The sequence below is a fragment of the Rathayibacter sp. PhB151 genome (assembly GCF_004366415.1).
GTDB classification, from domain to species: domain Bacteria; phylum Actinomycetota; class Actinomycetes; order Actinomycetales; family Microbacteriaceae; genus Rathayibacter; species Rathayibacter festucae.
Genome location: NZ_SOEN01000006.1, coordinates 1,261,037 through 1,279,130 on the forward strand (window position 1 = coordinate 1,261,037; position 18,094 = coordinate 1,279,130).

The window sequence follows — 18,094 nt, forward strand, 5'->3', positions numbered from 1 at the left end:
GGTCTGCAGACTCACCTGCTGACGCTGGCGGATCTCGATACGCCCGCTCCGCGGGCTACTCGATCAGCATGAGAGGGACCCGCGACGCCGGCTGCTCGATCAGCATGAGGGCGCGAGCGCCGCGTCAGTGACCGCGGGCGATCCACGCCTCGCGGTCGGGCTTCTCCGTGCCGATCGTGGTCGTGGGGCCGTGGCCGGTGCGGACGACCGTGTCGTCCGGCAGCGTCAGCAGCCGGTCGGTGATCGAGTCGATGATCGTCGGGAAGGAGCTGTAGGAGCGGCCGGTCGCGCCCGGTCCGCCCTGGAAGAGCGTGTCGCCGGTGAAGACGGTGCCCAGATCCGCGGCGACGAAGCAGACGGCGCCGGGCGTGTGCCCGGGCGTGTGCCGCACCTCCAGCTCGGTGCCGCCGACGCTGATCACCTGGCCGTCCTGGAGCACGCCGCTCGGCGCGGAGTCGGGGTAGTACGCATCCCAGAGCACGCGGTCGCCCTCGTGCAGCAGCACCGGCACGTCGACGGACTCCAGCAGCGCGGCGACCGCGTCGATGTGGTCGGTGTGCGCGTGGGTGAGCAGCACCGCGCGCAGCGTCCGGTCGCCGACCGCCGCGAGGATCGCCTCCGCGTCGTGCGCCGCGTCGATGACGACGCACTCGGAGTCGTCGCCGACGATCCAGACGTTGTTGTCCACGTCCCAGGTACCGCCGTCGAGGGCGAAGGTGCCACTGGTGACGAGGTGGTCGATGCGGGCGGCCATCAGAGCACCACCACCGAGCGGAGCACGTCGCCGCTGGCCATCGTGGTGAAGGCCTGCTCGATGTCGCGGATGCCGATCCGCTCGGTCACGAACTCGTCCAGCGGCAGGCGGCCCTGCAGGTACAGGTCGGTCAGCATCGGGAAGTCGCGCTCGGGCAGGCAGTCGCCGTACCAGCTCGATTTCAGCGAGCCGCCGCGCCCGAAGACGTCGAGCAGCGGGATCTCGAGCGTCATCTCCGGAGTCGGCACGCCGACCAGCACGACCGTGCCGGCCAGGTCGCGGGCGTAGAACGCCTGGCGCCACGTCTCGGGGCGGCCGACGGCGTCGATCACGACGTCCGCGCCGAAGCCGTCGGTCAGCGCCTGCACGGCGGCGACCACGCCGGCCTCGTCGAGTCCGCTCGAGTCGATCGCGTGGGTGGCGCCGAGCTCCTCGGCCTTGACGAGCTTCTTCGGGTCGCGGTCGATCGCGATGATCGTGCTCGCGCCGGCCAGCTTCGCGCCGACGACGGCCGCGGTGCCCACTCCGCCGCAGCCGATGACGGCCACGGAGTCGCCGCGGGTCACGTTGCCGGTGTTCATCGCGGCGCCGAGGCCCGCCATGATGCCGCAGCCGAGCAGGCCGACGGCGGCGGGGTCGGCGGCCGGGTCGACCTTCGTGCACTGCTTGGCGTGCACGAGCGTCTTCTCGGCGAAGGCGCCGATGCCCAGCGCCGGGCTGAGCTCGGTGCCGTCCGTGAGGGTCATCTTCTGGTCCGCGTTGAAGGTGTTGAAGCAGTACCAGGGCTCCGCGCGGACGCAGGCGCGGCACTCGCCGCAGACGGCCCGCCAGTTGAGCACGACGAAGTCGCCGACCGCGACGTGGGTGACGCCGTCGCCGATCGCGCTGACCCGCCCCGCGGCCTCGTGGCCGAGCAGGAACGGGAAGTCGTCGCTGATCCCGCCCTCGCGGTAGTGGTAGTCGGTGTGGCAGACACCGCAGGTCTCGATGTCGACGACGGCCTCGCCGGGTCCGGGATCGGGGACGACGATGTCGACGAGCTCGACGGGAGCCCCCTTCGACCGGGCGATGACGCCGCTCACAGTGGTGGGCATGGGGGCTCCTTCGGGCGGGGGCGGGTGGTGCGGGGAACCGTTCCACAGTACCGAGCGGCGCCTGCGCGGGGGCCGTCGGCGGGGCGCGGGCGGAGGTGCGGGCCCGCTGCCGGCGTCCCCTGTCCAGAAGTCGTCGTACTCGACCGCCCGGTACGACAAACTTCTGCGCAGGCGGTCGACCCGATATCATTAGTAATCGATGTAAGGGTTGACGAGTCCGCGCGGAGGGCTCAGGGTGACCGTGCGGGCGCTCACCGACGAGGGCCCGCGGAGAGGACCACCATGACTCGACGAGGAGTCACCACCCGCGCATCCCGCGCCCGCCGCGGCCCGCTGCGCCGCACCCTCCTGGCCGCCGCGCTCGGGGCCGCGCTGCTCGCACCGCTGGTCACGCCGTCGCCCGACGCGGCGCAGGCGTTCCCGGCGAAGTCCAAGGCCGCCGTCCTGCAGTACCTGCAGTCGATCGCCGGGACGAGCATCGTCTCGGGCCAGCACAACAAGGAGCCGGCGAGCTCCCCCGCGCAGTACACGCAGCAGGTGAAGGACATCACCGGGCAGTACCCGGGTCTGTGGGGCGGCGACCTGTTCTTCACCGCCGCCGACGCCGCGAACCGCCAGCGCGTCGTCGACCAGGCGAAGACGGAGTGGGCCAACGGCTCGCTGGTCACCCTCGCCTGGCACGCGTGCCCGCCGACCGGGCCGAGCACCTGCGCGTTCGACGGCGGCGTGAAGAGCCGCATCACCGACACGCAGTTCCAGCAGATCGTGACCGGCGGCACGGCGCTGAACACGACCTGGAGGCAGCGGATGAGCGAGGTCGTGCCGTACCTCCGGCAGCTGAAGGACGCGGGCGTCCCCGTGCTGTTCCGGCCGTTCCACGAGATGAACGAGACCTGGAACTGGTGGGGCGGCCGCTCCGGCGCGAACGGCGGCGCGAAGATCTACCAGCAGATGCGCGACTACTTCGACTCGCAGGGCCTGACCAACCTGATCTGGGTCTGGAACGTGCAGGACAACCCCGCGGGCGGCTGGGCGGGCTACTATCCGGGCGCGAACTACGTCGACGTCGTGTCGCTGGACGTCTGGTACAAGGGCTTCCCGAGCTCCGGCGACTACCAGCAGCTGCAGTCGATCGCCGGCGCGAAGCCGATCGCGATCGCCGAGATGGGGAAGGTGCCCGACGCGTCGCTGCTGCAGAGCCAGACGCGCTGGTCCTACTTCATGATCTGGTCGGAGCAGCTGCGCGGCAGCAACACGAACGCCGCCATCCAGAGCGCGTACTTCCACCCCCGCGTCCTCAACCAGGGCGAGCTCACGCTCCCCTGACCCTGCGGCTTCGGCGATCCGTCACGACCGGCTGCCTCCCGCGCGGAGAGGGAGCCGGTCGTGACGGATCGCCGGCGTCCGGCCCGGGAGTAGGGTCCTGCGCATGAATGCTGCGGACGAGAGCGGGCCGTTCTTCCACGGGACGAAGGCGGATCTGCGGATCGGCGATCTGCTGGTGGCGGGGCGGCGCTCGAACTACCGGCCCGAGGTCGTGATGAACCACGTGTACTTCACGGCGCTGCCGGACGGCGCGGGGCTCGCGGCCGAGCTCGCGCCCGGGGAGGCGGAGCCGCGGGTCTACGAGGTGGAGCCGACCGGGCCGTTCGAGGACGACCCGAATGTCACGGACAAGAAGTTCCCCGGGAATCCGACGCGCTCGTACCGCAGCATCGAGCCGCTGCGCGTCGTCCGCGAGGTGCACGACTGGACGCGGCTGACCCCGGAGGCGCTGCGGACGCGGCGGACGCGGCTCGCCGAGCTCCGTGACGACCCGCGCGGCGAGATCCTGAACTGAGCGGCGAGTGCTCCGCGGTCGCCAGGGACCGCGGAACGGGCCGACCGATCGGGCGGGCTTTCATGCTGGTCGAGCAGCCGGCCGGAGGCCGGCGTATCGAGACCCACCCCCGTCAGCACGCGGGTCTGCAGGCGCTGGTCCTGACGACGGTGGATCTCGATACGCCCGCTCCGCGGGCTACTCGATCAGCATGTAGGCCCGCATCGCGGGCTCCGTAGTCAGGAATGGAGTGCCCGCCGCGCGGGTTCAGTCGCCAGGGATGGAGTGACCGCCGCGCGGGCTCCGCGGTCAGCGGGCGGCGTCCGCGGACGGCGCCAGCAGGCCCGGCAGGTGCACCAGCGCCGCCGCGCCGATCAGCGGGCCGGCGCCGCCGAGGCCGGAGGCGCGGATCGACAGCCCGCGGGCGTAGTCGAAGACCGCGCGCTCGCACGCCGCCTCGCGCACGAGGTCGAGGTACGACGCCGTGACCGCCGAGAAGCCGCCGCCGACGGCGAAGTCGCGGACGTCGAGCAGCGTCGCCACGTCGGCGATCGCCGTGCCGACCGCCGCGGCCGAGCGCGCCACCGCGGCGAGCGCCACCGGATCGCCCGCCGCAGCCGCCCGCCCCAGCTCCTCGCCGGTCGTCCCCGCGAAGCCGCGGCGCCGCGCCCAGGCGACGCTGCTCGGTCCGGAGGCGATGCTCTCCAGCGTGCCGTCGCTCCTCTCCTCCGGGTCCGCGTCGCCGACGTGGATCTGCCCGATGTGCCCGGCGTTCCCGGAGCGGCCCGCGACCGCGCGGCCGTCGAGCACGATCCCGCCGCCGACCCCCGTCGAGACGACCAGGGCCACCGAGGACGCCGCGCCGCGGTTGGCGCCCACCCAGTGCTCGGCGAGCGCGATGCAGGTGCCGTCGAGCCGCAGGGCGACCGGCCGGCCGGGCAGCAGCCGCTCGACCACCGCGCGCAGGGCGAACCCGTGCAGCAGCGGCAGGTTCTTCGGCCGGATGCGCCCCTCGGCGAGGTCGAGCGGGCCGGCGGAGCCGATCCCCGCGCCGACGACCGAGCCCGCACCCGCAGCGGCGAGCGCCTCCACGACGCACCCCTCCACGGCCGCGCCGAACTCCGCCGGGGTCAGCGCCGGCCCGGTCGGCCGCCGGCTGCGCGAGCCCGGCACGAGCACTCCGTCGGCGCGCACGAGCGCCGCCTCGATCTTGGTGCCGCCGACGTCGACGGCGAGCGCGAGCTGCGGGGTCATCTCTTCCTCCGGAAGGTTCTTCTGGGCGACGAGGGTCGTGGCCGACGCGGGTCGCGAACGGCGCGGAGGAGCCGACCGGGAGGCGTGCGCCGGTCCCGGTCGGCTCCGTCGATCGCCGCGGAGAGCGGCGCGTCAGCCCCAGTCGGCGACGAGCTGGTTGGCGGTGCGCAGCACGCTCGGCGAGACGAGCGCGGCAGGATCGAGCCCGGCCCCGCTCACCCGGAACGTCACCGACTCCCCGGGCAGCAGCGTGACCAGCTGGTCGTCGACGACCGCGGCCGGGTCGACCTTGTCGACGAGCAGCGTCAGGTCGCGCACGAGGTTCTCCGCGGTGACCGTCACCTCCGCTCCGCCCTCGACGGCGCGCACCGAGGTCGTCAGCCGCGCCGCCTCGAGCGCCGACTCCCGGTACTCCGCGAAGAACCAGAACGCGCGCTCGCCCGCGAGCTCGGCGACGAGCAGCTCGCCCGCGACGTCCTCCGCGGCTCCCACTCCGACAGGCACGGTGACGACGGACCGCGCGTCCAGCGACACCGCCTGCCGCTCCTCCGCGAGCACCGTGCCGTCGAAGCGCACCCGGCGCACGACCAGCTCGCCCGCCCACTCCTGAGCACTGTCGTTCACCGCGACGACCGCGAGCCCCTCGCCGCGCGGCTGCACGGTCAGCAGCCGGTCCGCGTAGACGTGCTTGAGCGCGTAGAGCAGCGGCTTCGCCGTCCCGTCGCCGTCGACCGCCGCCCAGGAGGTGACCGGCCAGCAGTCGTTCAGCTGCCAGACCACCGAGCCCATGCAGCGCGGGCTCTCGGAGCGCTGGTGCTCGATCGCCAGCGTGACGGCCAGCGCCTGGTTGAGCGACATCGCCCAGTGCCAGTCCTCGGTGTCGTCGGGCAGCGGGAGGTGCGCGACGAGTCCGTCGGTCAGCTTGTCGTTGCCGTCGGTCGCTTTCTGGTGGTGGATCATGCCGGGCGACTCGGGGGTCAGCGGCGAGTCCGAGATCGAGCGCTGGATCGTCGACCAGGAGGCCGGGCCCTGCCAGCCGAACTCGGCGACGAAGCGGGCGTGCACGTCGCGGTAGGCGGGGTAGTCGACCCGGTTCCACAGCTCCCAGAGGTGCACGGAGCCGTGGTCGACGTCGTTCGCGAAGATCGCGGTGTCGCCGGACCAGGGGCTGCCCGGCGTGTACGAGCGCTCGGGGTCGAGCTCGGCGACCAGCCGCGGCAGCAGGTCGAGGTAGTAGCCCAGGCCCCAGGTGCGGCCCTGGAGGCGCTTCTCCCAGCCCCACTCCTCGTAGCCCCAGATGTTCTCGTTGTTGCCGTTCCAGAGCGCGAGACTCGGGTGCGGCATGATCCGCGTGACGTTGTCGCGGACCTCCGCCTCGACCTCGCTCCAGAGCGGCTCCTCCTCGGCGTAGGAGGCGCAAGCGAAGAGGAAGTCCTGCCAGACGAGGATGCCGCGCTCGTCGCAGAGCTCGTAGAAGTCGTCCGACTCGAAGTAGCCGCCGCCCCAGATCCGCAGCAGGTTCATGTTCGCGAACTCGGCCTGGTCCATCCGCCGCGCGAGGCGGGCGCGGTCCACGCGCGTGATGAAGGCGTCGTCGGGGATCCAGTTGGCGCCGCGGATCCAGACCGGCTCGCCGTTGACGACGAAGCGGAACGAGGTGCCCTCCTCGTCGCGGTCCAGCTGCACCTCGATCGTGCGGAAGCCGATCCGCAGCGTCCGGCCGTCGACGACGGCGCCACCGACGCGCGCCTCGACGTCGAGCAGCGACAGCGGCTGCTCACCGAAGCCGCGCGGCCACCACAGTGCCGCATCCTCCACGGCGAGCTCGAGCACCGCCGAGCGCTCGCCGGCCGGCACGGTGACGGAGGCGGTCACGCCGTCGACGCTCGCCGTCAGCTCCACCTCGTCCTCCGTCGTCCGCTCCAGGTCGACGTGCACGGCGACCCGGCCTGTCGTCCCGTCCACCGTCACGACCGGGCGGACCGCGGCGAGCCGCACCTCGCTCCAGGCGTGCAGCGAGACCGGCTTCCACATCCCGACCGAGGCCGCGTCCAGCCCCCAGTCCCAGCCGAAGTTGCAGGCGGCCTTCCGCAGCGCGTTGAAGGGGTGCGAGTAGGTGTGCGGGCGGTAGCCGATCTCGAGGCTGGCCCGGTCGGCCTCCGCGATCGGCGAGGCGAAGCGGACGACGAGCGCGTTGTCGCCCTCCACCAGCAGCCCGTCGACGGCGAAGCGGTATGTGCGGTGCTGGTTGCGGGTGCTCGCGACGACGGACCCGTTCAGCGTGATCGTCGCGACCGTGTCCAGGCCCTCGAAGACCAGCTCGTGCCGGTCGTGCCCGTCGGGCGACCAGGCGAAGACCGACGCGTACTCCCAGTCGGTCTCGCCGATCCAGGTGACCTTCTTCTCGTTCTGGTCGAGGTACGGGTCCGGGATCAGGCCGGCGGCGAGGAGGTCGGTGTGCACGAGTCCGGGGACGGTCGCCGGGACCGTCGCGCCCGCGATCTCCGCGGGGATCGGGCCGCGGAGCGCGCGCACGCTCCAGCCGTCGTGCAGCGGGCGGAGGGTGGCCGAGAGTCGCTCGGTGCTGAGGTGGGTCACTTGGTGGCTCCTGAGGTCAGTCCGTTGTAGATGAAGCGCTGGAGGAAGAGGAAGGCGATGAGAGTCGGGACGATGACGAGGATCGTGCCGGCGGCGATGACCTCCCACTGTGCTCCGAAGGGGCCCATGAAGCGGAAGAGCGAGGTCGAGATGACCCCGAGATCCTGCGAGGGCATGTAGAGGAAGGGGATGTAGAACTCGTTGTAGACCGCGATCCCCTTGATGATCACGACCGTGGCGATCGCCGGCTTCAGCAGCGGCAGCACGATCCGCCAGTAGACGGTGAAGCGGCTGGCGCCGTCGAGCATCGCCGCCTCGTCGAGCGAGACCGGGATCGACTGCATGAACTGCAGGAAGATGTAGATCGCGACGATGTCGGTGCCGGTGAAGAGCAGGATCGCCGACCAGCGGGTGTTGAAGAGGTCGAGGGCGTTGATCACCTGGAAGGTCGCCACCTGGGTCGTCACCGACGGCACCAGCGTCGCGAGCAGGAACAGGCCCGTCACGAGCCGGCGCCCGCGGAAGCGGAAGCGGTCGATCGCGTAGGCGGCCATGGTGCCGATCAGGATGGTCCCCGCCACCGACACCAGCAGGATGATCCCGGTGTTGAGGAACCCGGTGACCATCCCGCCCTGCGAGAAGGCGATCGCGAAGTTCTCGAGGTTGAACCAGTTGCTCGGCGGGACGAGCGGACCGGTGCTGCGGTACTCCGTCGAGGTCTTGAAGGCGAGCATGAAGATCGTGACGATCGGCACCAGCGCGAACAGGCAGGCGACGATCAGCGAGGTGTACTTGCCGATCGCGCCGAGCACCGAGCCGCGCCGGGGTCGGCGGGAGCCGCGGGGGGCGGGGGTCACGGGCAGGCCGGTGACGGCCTCGGTCCGGGGCTGCGTGGTGGTCATTCCTGGCCCGCCTTCTCGTCGGGGAACACGCGGCGCTGCACCGCGGTGATGATCAGCACGATCGCCAGCAGGACGACGGCCATCGCCGAGGCGAGGCCGACCTTCGAGTAGCGGAACGCGGTGTCGACGGTCTGGATCACGAAGGTCTCGGACCCGTTGGCGCCGCCGGTCATGATGTACGGCATCTCGAACGCCGACAGGGCGCCCGCGATCGCGAGGATGAAGGACAGCCCGAGGATCCGGCGGATGCTGGGCACGATGATGTAGCGGAACTTGTCGAACGACGTCGCGCCGTCGATGTCCGCGGCCTCGTACTGCTCCTCCGGCACCGACTGGATCGCGCCGAGGAACAGCACGAAGTTCAGCCCCATGTAGCGCCAGACCGAGGTCGCGGCCAGCGAGACGTTGACGACGGACGGGTCGCCGAGCCACTGCGGGGTGTCCTGCACGCCGAAGGCGCCGAGCACCGCGTCGAGGGTGCCGTCGGGGCGGAAGAAGTAGAGGAACATCAGCCCGATCGCGACCCCGTTGATCAGGTACGGGAAGAAGATGACGCCCTTGAAGAAGTTGCGGAACCGGGTCCGGAAGCTCAGCAGCGTCGCGAAGAACAGCGCGAGCCCGAGCTGCGCGACCGCGCCGGCCAGGTAGAAGAGGCTGACGAAGAAGACCTGGAAGATCTCGGGCCGGGTGAAGATCTCGACGTAGTTCTCGAGGCCGACGAACGTCTTGTCCGGGTCGAGGCCGTCCCAGTCGGTGACGCTGTACCAGAACATGTTCGCGACCGGGATGTAGGTCAGGACGACGAGGAACGCCAGCGGCACGGCGAGGAACAGCCAGGGCGTGCTGCGGCGCCCGGTCAGCCGCTGGCGGCGGCCGGAGGGCCTGTCGCCGCGACGGCCGCCGCCGGCCCGCTTGCTCGCTCCGACCTCGAGGGGCGGAGCGTCGGTGATCGCCATGTCGATCCTTTCGGCATCCCGGGGAATGCGGTCGTGAGGGGGTGGGGAGGGGGCGACCCGCGGGTGGCGGGTCGCCCCCGGGGCGGAAGGCGGGGCTGCTACTCCGCGACGTCCGCGCGGGCCGCGGCCCAGCGCGCGTTGAGGTCGTCGAAGAGCGACTGCTTGTCGCCGTCGCCGGCGCCGCGGGCGGCGTCGATCAGCTTCTGGCGGTAGGAGTTGCCGAAGAGGTCGATCTCGGCCTCGTTGGCGATGTCGTTGATGACGGCCTCCTTGCCGACCGGGTCCGGAGCGAGCTCGAGGTAGGTCACGCCGAGCGCGTCGAAGTCGGACAGGGTGTCGGGCGCCGGATCCGAGATCACCGGGCTGATCGCGCCCTGGCTGGCGGCGAAGCCGGAGTCCTCGGTGAACCAGTCGATCCAGGCCCGGGCGGTCGCCTTGTTGTCGGAGTTCTTGTTGATCGCGAGGAACTTGTCCGAGGCGGTCACCGAGGTGAACGCGCCGTCCTGCGCCCACGGCATCGGCCAGAAGCCGATCGTGTCGCGCGGCTTGCCGGCCTTCTCGGCGGCGTCCTGCATCTGCGAGACGGCCCAGGAGCCGAGGACCATCGAGCCGATCTCGCCCTGGGCGAGGAGGTCCTTCGACTCCTCCCAGTTCGTGGTGGTCGGGTCGTCCTCGCTGAGGCCGGCGGCGACCGTGTCGTAGAGCAGACCGTCGATGTTGTACTGGTCGTTGCCCTCGGTCCAGGGCGCGTCGTCGGCGATCATCTCGGTGCGGACGTCCTCGCCCTGCACCGTGCCGAGGTTGCCCTCGATGGTCGCGAGCGGCCAGCCGTCCTTGTAGTTCGTGTAATAGGGAGTGACGCCGGTCGCCTTGATCGCCTCGAGGTCGGCCAGGTACTCCTCCTCCGTCTGCGGCGGGTCGGTGACGCCGGCCGCGGTCCAGACGTCGCGGTTGAAGACGTAGCCCATCGCGGAGCCGAAGGTCGAGATGCCGTACGCGGTGCCGTCGAACGAGCCCTCGTTGGTGAAGCGGTACTTCTCGGACAGCTCGTCGGTCGAGCCGAGCGGCTCGAAGTAGTTCGCGTAGTCGTCCTTGGTGACGTTCGAGCTCGGGATGAGCAGCACGTCGCCGTAGTCCTTCGAGTTCAGGCGGATCTTGGTGTCGCCCTCGTAGTCGGTGAGCGCCTCGAACTTCACGGTGGTGCCGGGGTACTGCTTCTCGAAGGTCGAGGCGTAGTCGGCGAAGGTGGTGTCGACGAGGTCGGTGCGGTTGGTCAGCACGGTGATCTCGCCGGCGGGCTCGCCGGAGTCGTTGCTCGCGCCGGCGGAGCAGCCGGACAGGACGAGCGAGGCCGATGCGGCGACGGCGGCGAGGCCGATCAGCGTGCTGCGGCGGGCGGGCGCCGGGCGGCGGGTGGTGGGTCGGTGCACAGGAGTTCTCCTCGGTGGGCCGTCGCCGCCTTCGGCGACGGGAGGTGGTGGTGGGAACGGAGGGGTGGTGCGGGGGTGGTGCCGGCTGCGGCTCGCGGCTAGTGGCGGCCGAGCCACCACTGCCAGAGGTTCGGCAGGTACTTCTTCACCAGCGACTCCAGCCACGAGGGCACGGCGGGCGCGGGGGTCGGAGTGGGCGACGGGGTCGCGGTGGGCGGGGTGGTGGGCGTGACCGTGGGAGTCGCGGTCGGGGTCGCGGTGGGCGTGGCCGTCGGCGTCGCGGTCGGCGTCGGCGTCGCGGTGGGCGGAGCGGTCGGAGTGGGCGTCGGCGTCGGCGTGGTCGCCTCCGCCACCACGGTCTCGACGTCGTCGAGCACCAGCGAGCCCGCGCTCGAGCCGTTCACGTAGAGCGCGTACTGCGTGACCGAGGTGAGGTCGAGATCGGCCTGCGGCGCCCAGGCGGGCGGCGCGAAGTCCTCGAACGGGATCTCGATCCGCTGCACGCCGTCGGCGGACGGGGTGACCGTCGCCTCCCAGTACGCGCCGTTCGCGACGAACTGCACCGCGAGCGGCACCGCCCGGTCGGCGTCGACCGTGAGCGACAGGCCGGAGTAGCCCCACCAGTTCTGCGCGGCGTCGAAGGTCCGCACCGTGCCGGCGTAACCGGCCGTGCCGGTGTCGTAGTCGAAGCGGGCGGCGCTCGTGTCGTTCGCGGGGCTCGGCACCAGCGTCGGCGTGATGGTGCCGCCGCCGGTGTTCCGGACGTAGGCGGCCTGCAGCGCGGCGTCGTCGGCGTAGCCGTCGAAGTCCTCGACCACGACCGGCTCGGTCGGCAGCGCCGCCGTGCTGAACGTGCGCGTCGCCGACGCCGTGGCGCCGAGCCCGTTCACCGCGGAGACCTGCCAGTAGTACGGCGTCTCCGGGTCGAGCTCGACCGGGGGCCGGTAGCTCGTGGCCGAGAGCCCGGTGGCGGAGACCAGCGGGTCCGCGAGGTCGCTCGAGCTGGAGAGGACGAAGCGGTAGTACGCGGCGTCCGCGGCCGGCTCCCACGAGAAGGTCGGCGTGGCGGTGACGTCCGCCGTGCCGTCCGCGGGCGCGCCGAGCGCGGGGGCCGCGGGCAGGCCGAACGGCGAGGCGTTCGGGGAGGAGAGGCTCACCGATCCGATCTGCGGCGTCCAGACCTCGCCCGCGCCCTGCGGCCAGGAGATCCGGAGCCGGTTCACGCCGGTCAGGTCGCGGACCGAGTACGTGTACTCGCGCCAGTTCCCGGTGCCGCCGCGCGTCTCGACGGCGAGCGGCGTCCAGGTCGTGCCGTCCGCCGATCCCTCGACCGTGAGCGGCACGACCGGCTGGTCGGGCCAGTACCAGGCGGTGATGTCGGCGCCGCTGATGTCGTCGAAGGCGTACTCGAGGCTCGCCGGGTCGGCGCTGTCGCGCTTGACCCGGGAGGCGTCGCCGCCGAAGAGCGCGGGATTGCCGGTGTCGAACGAGAGGCTGCCGGTGTGGGCCGCCGTCCGGGAGAAGTCGTCCAGCGGGTCGACGAGCGCGACCTGCGCGGCGGCGCTCGTGATCGTCGCCCGCTGCAGCACGCCGGTGCTCCAGCTCACCCGCACCCGGTCGCCGGAGAGGCCGGTCGCGGCGACGACGCTCGCGCCGTCGCGCTCGGTGGTCGTGGTGGCGGCGTCGGTCCAGGTCCGCCCATCGCTGCTCGTCGCCACGGTGATCGCGGACGGGTCCGAGACGACGAACTCCGCCGCCCCGATGCCGTCGCGCTGCCAGGTGACGCTCGCGTCGCCGGTCGCGCTGACGACGCCGCCCGCGGGGGTCGGCGCGATCTCCGCGTTCTCGTGGCCGGCGGTCAGCAGCCAGCTCTGCAGCGGGTCGACCAGCACGGCACCGCCGGCGGAGGCGGCGACCGCGTCGGAGGCGGGACCGCGCTGGTCGTCGTCGCCCACCGGGACGACGCGGTAGCGCGCGCCGGCCGGGGAGTCGTAGTCGGTGACGGGCGAGGCCGAGGCCGAGACGGCTCCGTCCGTCACGTCGCTCCACTCGCCGCCGGTCGAGCGCTGCACCAGGTAGCCGGTGGCCCCCGCGGTGCCGCGCCAGGAGATCTCGTTGATCCCGTAGTCCTGCTCGATCGCGATGATCAGCGGGGCGCCGAGCTCGAGCTCGCCGGGCGTGCTGCCCGTGGCGGTGCCGTACTGCTCGATCGCGTCGACGCTCTCCTGCTCGCGCGGGGTCTCGCCGGGGTAGTGCAGGGTGAAGCCGTCGTCGTGCGGCACGAAGCCGCCGCGGTCGTTGTTGCCGAACAGCGACCAGAAGAAGGTGCCCGAGACGTTCGGGTCGGCCGCGGCCGCGCCGAGGAGGTCCTCGCTCGCGGCCGTCGAGGCGTACTCGCCGGCGATGTAGACCTTGTCCGCGCCGGCGACCGTCGCGGCGTCGGCCGAGACCCGCTCGGCGGTCGGCGGGTAGTAGTGCACGTCGACGATGTCGAGGTCGGGCGCGGCGAGGGTGTCCGGGTCGATGTCGAAGCGGCGGCCGGCGGCGACGAGCTGCTCCGGGGCCTGCTCCTTGATGTACGCGACCTGCGCGTTGATCCAGTCGAGGGTCATCCCCTCGAGCTCGTTGCCCAGCTCCCAGGCCATGATCGTCGGGTCGTCGACGAAGCGCGTCCCGGTGATCGTGTTGGTGTGGCCGAGGATCACGTCGACGTAGTCCTGGTACGCGGCGATCGCGGCCGGGTCGGAGTAGAAGTCGTCCGACTCCAGCCCGAGCGGGGTCGTGAAGTCGCGGTGACCGCCGTGGTAGTACGCCCACTCGTCGGTGAGGGGCAGCACCAGGCGGATGCCGAGGGTGCCCGCGTAGGCGACGGCGAAGTCGATGGTGCGGAACGCCTCCTCGTTGTACTCACCGAGGCGCGGCATCAGGGCCAGCGGGTCCTCGTCGTTCTGCCCGGTCGAGGTCATCATGTGCGAGCGGACGACGGTGACGCCCATCTGCGCGGCGGTGTCGAGGGCGTCCTTGATCCGGAAGTAGGTGGGGTAGTCGACGCCGCCGACGTTCTCGTCGAGGCCGAGCCAGTAGATGTTGGTGCCGCTCGCGCGGAACCGCTCGCCGTCGAGGGTCAGGGCGCTGCCGTCGCGCTGCACGAAGGCGGTGTTCTCGCTCGTCCAGTCGGCGGCGGATCCGGCGGGGGACGTCTCCGCCGAGGCCGTCGGCGCCGAGGCCGGCGCGAGGACGACCAGCGAGCCGGCCGTGACGGCCAGCAGCGCGGCTCCGGCGAGGGAGCGGCGCAGAGGGACCCGCGAGAACGCGGAGGGGGTGCGGTGGGCACGTGTCATGGGTTAGCCAGGCTCCTTCGACCGGTGACGTGTCTCGGCGCCGCAGCTGATCGGGAGTCGATCACCGCGGCGACGTGCCCAGAGTCGCTGATGCTCCTGCCCCGCGTCAAGTACAAAGATTAATAATTTATGTAAAGATCGGGCATGGCGAAACAGCGTCGACGCGACCGTCCCGGGGGCTCAGGCTCCGCGGGGCCCGGACTGCGCGGGTGCGCTCGTCGTGCCGCGCGCCACCACCACGACCGGCGGGCTGGCGATCGATCCGCTCGCCGACTCGGCGATCTCGCTCAGCAGCTCCTGGCCGGTCAGCATGCCGATCACCTGCACGTCGTGCGAGACCGCCGAGAGCGGCGGCTCGCTCAACTGGCACTGCGCGGAGTCGTCCCAGGCCAGCAGCGACATCGCCCCCGGCACGTCGAGCCCGAGCTCCCGGGCCGCGTCGAGCGCGCCGATCGCCATCAGGTCGCTGTCCAGGATCACCGCGGTCGCCGGCTGCGACTCCTCCGCCAGCGAGCGCAGCGCCCGCCCGCCGGATTCGCGCGAGTAGTCGCCCGAGCGCTCGACCGCCTCGAGGCCCCGCTCCGCGCACTCGCGGAGGAAGCACTCGCGCCGGATCCGGGTGTGCAGCAGCTCCTCCGGCCCGCCGACGTGCGCGATCCGCTCGTGGCCGAGGTCGGCGAGGAACTGCACCGCGTCGCGCATCGCGTCGTCGTCGTTCGTCCAGACCGCGCGCAGCTCGCGCGCCGCGGAGGGCGGCCCGACGATCACCGCGGGCAGCCCGAGCTCGCGCACCAGCGCCGGCCGCGGGTCGTCCACCTCGAGGTCGACGAGCACGACTCCGTCGACCTCGCCGTCGCGCGCCCAGCGCCGGTAGGTCTCGATCTCCGCGTCGCGGTCGGGCAGCACGTTCAGCAGCACCGAGTGCCCGGCCGGGCGGACCGCGTGCTCCACCCCCGCGATGAACTCGTGGAAGTACGGCTCGGCACCCATGATCTCGGTGGCGCGGACGAGGGCGAGCCCGAGGGGCCGCGGCGGTCTCGGATCGGTCATGGCGGCTCTCTCTCGGACGGGCGGTACCAGCGTAGGCGCGGGCGCGGGCCGCGGCGCCCGGTCCCGTACGCTGGCGGTCGAGCGGTGAGGAGCAGGCATGGCGCGTCGTGAGGCGACCCCCGCGGCCCCGGGCAGCCGCGCCCTCGTCGTCGACCTGATCCGCTCGTCGGGGCCGATCAGCCGCGTCGAGCTCACCTCGGCGACCGGCCTGACCCAGCCGTCGATCTCGCTGATCGTGCGCAAGCTGCTCACCGACGGCATCGTCCGCGAGACCGGCTCCACGGCCAGCGGCGGCAAGCCGCGGCAGATGCTCGAGATCAACACCCGGGCGCGGATCGGCGTCGGCGTCCAGCTCGGCTTCGAGTCGATCACCTTCGTGGCGACCGACGCCGGCGGCGGCGTGCTCGCGCGCCAGCAGATCCGCGGGGCGGCGCTCGCGGCCCCGGAGGAGGTCACCCGGCGGATCGTCGACGGCTACGCCGCGTTCGTCCGCGGCACCGGCCTCGACCGCCGCACCATCGCCGGCGTCGCGGTCGTCGCGCCCGGCCCGATCGACCAGGCCGCCGGCCGCATCCTCGGCCCGCCCACCCTGCAGGGCTGGCGCGACTTCCCGCTGCGCGAGAAGCTCGGCGCCGGCTTCGGCATCCCGATCCTGCTCGACAACGACGCGGCCGCCGCCGCCATCGGCGAGTTCTGGAGCCGCGGCGTCTCGCGGCACGAGACCTTCGGCAGCATCTACATCGGCACCGGGATCGGCGCCGGGATCGTCCTCGACGGCGCCCTCTTCCGCGGCGCGAGCTCCAACGCCGCCGAGATCGGCCACATCACCATCGCGCCCGGCGGCCGGGAGTGCTTCTGCGGCAACATCGGCTGCCTCGAGCGCTACGCGGCGCCCTCCGTCGTGGTCGAGGACGCGGGAGCGGATCGGGGCTCGTTCGCCGACCTCGACCTCACCTTCGAGGTCGAGCAGAACGCCCGCGACTTCGACGTGCTGAGTCTCGCCGCGATCAACGGCCACCCCGCCGCGGAGGCGCTGCTGCAGCGATCCGCCGGGCACCTCGCCGACGGCGCCGTCACCCTCGCCAACCTCTTCGACCTCGACGCGCTCGTCCTCACCGGCCCCGGCGTCGCGATCGCCGGCTCGATCTACACCCGCGCGCTGCGCTCCCGGCTGGAGGCCCGCCGCTTCGCCCGCCGCGCGCATCCGATCAGCGTCGAGCTGTCCGCGAACCCGCGCGACGCCGCGGCGATCGGCGCCTCCTCCCTCGTGCTGCAGAGCACGCTCTCGCCCGGCCACGGGCCCGTGCTGCACCAGCCGGCATGACCGAGGTCGTCACTCCGGGCGGCACGGTGCGCGGGCGGGTGATCGAGACGCCGGACGGGGCGGCTCACGCCTTCCTCGGCGTGCCGTACCTGCGGGTGGCCGAGCGCTTCCGGCCCGGTGCCGCGGTGGAGCCCTGGGCGGGTGTGCGCCCGGCGACCTCGCGCGGGCCGATCGCGCCGCAGCCGTTCGCGGACGCGCCCGTCTCCGAGCGGGACTCGCTGCACCTGAACACCTGGACGCCCGATCCCGCCGCCCGCGGCCTGCCGGTCTTCGTCTGGGTGCACGGCGGCCTGCACGTCGTCGGATCGAACGCGGAGCCGCTGTCCGACGGCGCGCGCCTCGCCGCCGCGGGCCGGATGGTCGTCGTCTCCGTCGCTCATCGGCTCGGCGCCCTCGGCTTCCTGACCCTCGAGCACCTGCTCGGCGCGGAGTACGCCGACTCCGCGAACCTCGCCCTGCTCGATGTCATCGCCGCGCTCCGCTGGGTGCGCTCGGGCATCGCCGCGTTCGGCGGGGACGCGTCGCGGGTGACGCTCGCCGGGCAGTCCGCGGGCGCGGTGCTGGTGTCGGCGCTGCTCGCCGCGCCCGCTGCCGCCGGCCTCTTCCAGCGGGCTGTGCTGCAGAGCGGCAATCCGGAGCGGATCGGCTCGCGGGCCTTCGGCGAGGGCGTCACCGCCGAGCTGCTCGCGCTCCTGGGCCTGGCGGACGACCCGTCGCGGCTGCTCACGCTGCCCTGGGAGGACGTGGTCGCCGCCCAGCAGCGCCTGATCGAGCGGCGCTCGGCCGGGCACCCGAACCCGACGCCCGCCTTCCGGCCGAGCCTCGACGGCCGCGTGCTGCCCGCCGCGCCGGTCGACGCGGTCGCCGCCGGAGCGTCCTCGACGGTGGATCTGATCGTCGGCACGAACGTGAACGAGGGCTCCGGCTTCGTCGATCCCGGCGGCCCGGACCCGTCGCCGGACCTCCTCGAGCGCGAGCTGGCGCTGCTCCTGCCGCACTGGCCCGCGTCGCGCGGCCACCGGACGGAGGCGTTCGCCGCCGCCCTGCAGGCCGACCTCGGCCGCGAGGTGTCCGGTGCCGAGCTGCTCGAGACGTGCCTCGCCGAGACGAACTACCGGCAGCCCAGCCAGCGCCTCCTCGACGCCCGCGCCGGCGCGACCGGCTCGACCCGCGCGTACCTCTTCACCTGGGAGCAGCCCGCCTCGGCCGGCGCGCGGCGGGCCGGCCACTCCCTCGAGCTCCCGTTCCTCTTCCGTCACCTCGACGACTCCGACCTCGCCCGCACCGAGGTCGGCGACGCCGCCCCCGCGTCCCTCCGCGACACCCTCACCCGCCACTGGTCCGCCTTCGCCGCCACCGGCACCCCCGGTCCCGACTGGCCCGAGTACGGCGCCGCCCGCACGACCCTCCTCCTCGCGGAGTCCCCCCGCGTCGCCCACGCCCCCCGCGACGCCGTCCGCCGCCTGGCCGCGTCGTCCCGCCCGCTCCCCACCTGACGCGCGCGCTGCCTCTCCCACTCCTCAAAAGTTGTCGTACTCGAGCACCCACCACGACAACTTCTGCGCACCCGCG

13 protein-coding genes are annotated in these 18,094 nt (G+C 72.6%); 4 read left to right on the forward strand and 9 right to left on the reverse strand.

The window, feature by feature from the left end; all coding sequences use genetic code 11:
* Positions 1 to 124 precede the first annotated feature (124 nt).
* Together EDF35_RS06490 and EDF35_RS06495 are read right to left on the reverse strand one after the other, a co-directional pair.
* A complete protein-coding gene (locus EDF35_RS06490) occupies positions 125 to 754 on the reverse strand; it encodes an MBL fold metallo-hydrolase (RefSeq protein WP_133961234.1) in 630 nt (209 codons plus the stop codon).
* On the reverse strand, positions 754 to 1,848 hold the full coding sequence (locus EDF35_RS06495) for an S-(hydroxymethyl)mycothiol dehydrogenase (RefSeq protein WP_133961236.1): 1,095 nt from the start codon (positions 1,846 to 1,848) through the stop codon (positions 754 to 756). Before EDF35_RS06495 ends, EDF35_RS06490 begins: the two co-directional genes overlap by 1 nt.
* A gap of 282 nt (positions 1,849 to 2,130) precedes the next feature.
* Between EDF35_RS06495 and EDF35_RS06500 the strand changes: the two genes are divergently transcribed.
* Together EDF35_RS06500 and arr are read left to right on the forward strand one after the other, a co-directional pair.
* Entirely contained in the window at positions 2,131 to 3,174 is a 1,044-nt protein-coding gene (locus EDF35_RS06500; RefSeq protein WP_123731487.1) for a glycosyl hydrolase, read from the forward strand.
* 103 nt (positions 3,175 to 3,277) lie between these two features.
* Positions 3,278 to 3,688 carry an NAD(+)--rifampin ADP-ribosyltransferase gene (arr, locus tag EDF35_RS06505; protein ID WP_133961238.1) on the forward strand — a complete coding sequence of 137 codons (411 nt, stop codon included), beginning with the start codon at positions 3,278 to 3,280 and terminating at the stop codon, positions 3,686 to 3,688.
* 288 nt (positions 3,689 to 3,976) lie between these two features.
* Here arr and EDF35_RS06510 read toward each other — a convergent pair whose 3' ends face one another.
* The 7 genes from EDF35_RS06510 to EDF35_RS06540 form a co-directional block, all read right to left on the reverse strand.
* Entirely contained in the window at positions 3,977 to 4,921 is a 945-nt protein-coding gene (locus EDF35_RS06510) for an ROK family protein (protein ID WP_133961240.1), read from the reverse strand.
* Positions 4,922 to 5,053: 132 nt separating this feature from the next.
* Entirely contained in the window at positions 5,054 to 7,519 is a 2,466-nt protein-coding gene (locus EDF35_RS06515; RefSeq protein WP_133961242.1) for a glycoside hydrolase family 2 protein, read from the reverse strand.
* A complete protein-coding gene (locus tag EDF35_RS06520) occupies positions 7,516 to 8,421 on the reverse strand; it encodes a carbohydrate ABC transporter permease (protein ID WP_123706166.1) in 906 nt (301 codons plus the stop codon). Before EDF35_RS06520 ends, EDF35_RS06515 begins: the two co-directional genes overlap by 4 nt.
* Positions 8,418 to 9,377 carry a sugar ABC transporter permease gene (locus EDF35_RS06525; protein ID WP_123706165.1) on the reverse strand — a complete coding sequence of 320 codons (960 nt, stop codon included), beginning with the start codon at positions 9,375 to 9,377 and terminating at the stop codon, positions 8,418 to 8,420. The genes EDF35_RS06520 and EDF35_RS06525 overlap by 4 nt, the downstream gene beginning before the upstream one ends.
* A 98-nt stretch (positions 9,378 to 9,475) precedes the next feature.
* Positions 9,476 to 10,807 carry an ABC transporter substrate-binding protein gene (locus tag EDF35_RS06530; protein ID WP_166674028.1) on the reverse strand — a complete coding sequence of 444 codons (1,332 nt, stop codon included), beginning with the start codon at positions 10,805 to 10,807 and terminating at the stop codon, positions 9,476 to 9,478.
* Between the two features lie 98 nt (positions 10,808 to 10,905).
* A complete protein-coding gene (locus tag EDF35_RS06535; protein ID WP_133961244.1) occupies positions 10,906 to 14,148 on the reverse strand; it encodes a carbohydrate binding domain-containing protein in 3,243 nt (1,080 codons plus the stop codon).
* 180 nt (positions 14,149 to 14,328) lie between these two features.
* Positions 14,329 to 15,198: a substrate-binding domain-containing protein gene (locus tag EDF35_RS06540; protein WP_133961247.1), complete on the reverse strand. Its 870-nt coding sequence runs from the start codon at positions 15,196 to 15,198 to the stop codon at positions 14,329 to 14,331.
* A 97-nt stretch (positions 15,199 to 15,295) separates the two neighbouring features.
* Here EDF35_RS06540 and EDF35_RS06545 point away from each other — a divergent pair, with 97 nt between their 5' ends.
* Together EDF35_RS06545 and EDF35_RS06550 are read left to right on the forward strand one after the other, a co-directional pair.
* Positions 15,296 to 16,522: an ROK family transcriptional regulator gene (locus EDF35_RS06545; protein WP_133961249.1), complete on the forward strand. Its 1,227-nt coding sequence runs from the start codon at positions 15,296 to 15,298 to the stop codon at positions 16,520 to 16,522.
* Positions 16,519 to 18,018 carry a carboxylesterase family protein gene (locus EDF35_RS06550; protein ID WP_133961251.1) on the forward strand — a complete coding sequence of 500 codons (1,500 nt, stop codon included), beginning with the start codon at positions 16,519 to 16,521 and terminating at the stop codon, positions 18,016 to 18,018. The genes EDF35_RS06545 and EDF35_RS06550 overlap by 4 nt, the downstream gene beginning before the upstream one ends.
* Positions 18,019 to 18,094: the final 76 nt, after the last annotated feature.

What these genes read in the sequence shown, in the direction of transcription:
- EDF35_RS06495 (WP_133961236.1), bottom strand. Translation starts at nt 1,848, where the DNA reads ATGCCCACCACTGTGAGCGGCGTCATCGCCCGGTCGAAGGGGGCTCCC.
- EDF35_RS06535 (WP_133961244.1), bottom strand. Translation starts at nt 14,148, where the DNA reads ATGACACGTGCCCACCGCACCCCCTCCGCGTTCTCGCGGGTCCCTCTG.
- EDF35_RS06520 (WP_123706166.1), bottom strand. Translation starts at nt 8,421, where the DNA reads ATGACCACCACGCAGCCCCGGACCGAGGCCGTCACCGGCCTGCCCGTG.
- EDF35_RS06545 (WP_133961249.1), top strand. Translation starts at nt 15,296, where the DNA reads ATGGCGCGTCGTGAGGCGACCCCCGCGGCCCCGGGCAGCCGCGCCCTC.
- EDF35_RS06510 (WP_133961240.1), bottom strand. Translation starts at nt 4,921, where the DNA reads ATGACCCCGCAGCTCGCGCTCGCCGTCGACGTCGGCGGCACCAAGATC.
- EDF35_RS06550 (WP_133961251.1), top strand. Translation starts at nt 16,519, where the DNA reads ATGACCGAGGTCGTCACTCCGGGCGGCACGGTGCGCGGGCGGGTGATC.
- EDF35_RS06540 (WP_133961247.1), bottom strand. Translation starts at nt 15,198, where the DNA reads ATGACCGATCCGAGACCGCCGCGGCCCCTCGGGCTCGCCCTCGTCCGC.
- EDF35_RS06500 (WP_123731487.1), top strand. Translation starts at nt 2,131, where the DNA reads ATGACTCGACGAGGAGTCACCACCCGCGCATCCCGCGCCCGCCGCGGC.
- EDF35_RS06490 (WP_133961234.1), bottom strand. Translation starts at nt 754, where the DNA reads ATGGCCGCCCGCATCGACCACCTCGTCACCAGTGGCACCTTCGCCCTC.
- EDF35_RS06525 (WP_123706165.1), bottom strand. Translation starts at nt 9,377, where the DNA reads ATGGCGATCACCGACGCTCCGCCCCTCGAGGTCGGAGCGAGCAAGCGG.
- arr (WP_133961238.1), top strand. Translation starts at nt 3,278, where the DNA reads ATGAATGCTGCGGACGAGAGCGGGCCGTTCTTCCACGGGACGAAGGCG.